Origin of the sequence: Microbacterium ureisolvens (assembly GCF_019511645.1) — a bacterium.
Taxonomy (GTDB): Bacteria; Actinomycetota; Actinomycetes; order Actinomycetales; family Microbacteriaceae; genus Microbacterium; species Microbacterium ureisolvens_A.
Genome location: NZ_JAEUAX010000049.1, coordinates 1 through 255, shown reverse-complemented (window position 1 = coordinate 255; position 255 = coordinate 1). Strand labels below are relative to the sequence as shown.

General features: G+C 61.8%; 1 protein-coding gene. It reads right to left on the bottom strand.

Annotated features, from left to right (window positions below):
- The coding region (locus JNB61_RS20770; RefSeq protein ID WP_220340738.1) for a Rieske (2Fe-2S) protein at window positions 1-255 on the bottom strand (255 nt) is incomplete at both ends.

Below are 255 nucleotides of genomic sequence, written 5' to 3'. Positions count from 1 at the left end.
AGGCTGTAGCAGTTCTTGTCGAACCCCTCCTCGGCAGCCGACGCGTAGATCAACTCACCATCCGGACGATACGTCCACTGGTGATACCCGCACACCAGGTTCCCCACCGAGCCCGCCCCCGGCTGCAGGATCCGCGCCCCACGGTGACGACACACGTTGTGCAGCACCTGCACCTCTTCATCGTCATCGCGGATCACGATCACCGACGTCTTACCGAACTCGATGGTCACGTAATCACCCGGCTCACGGATNTCC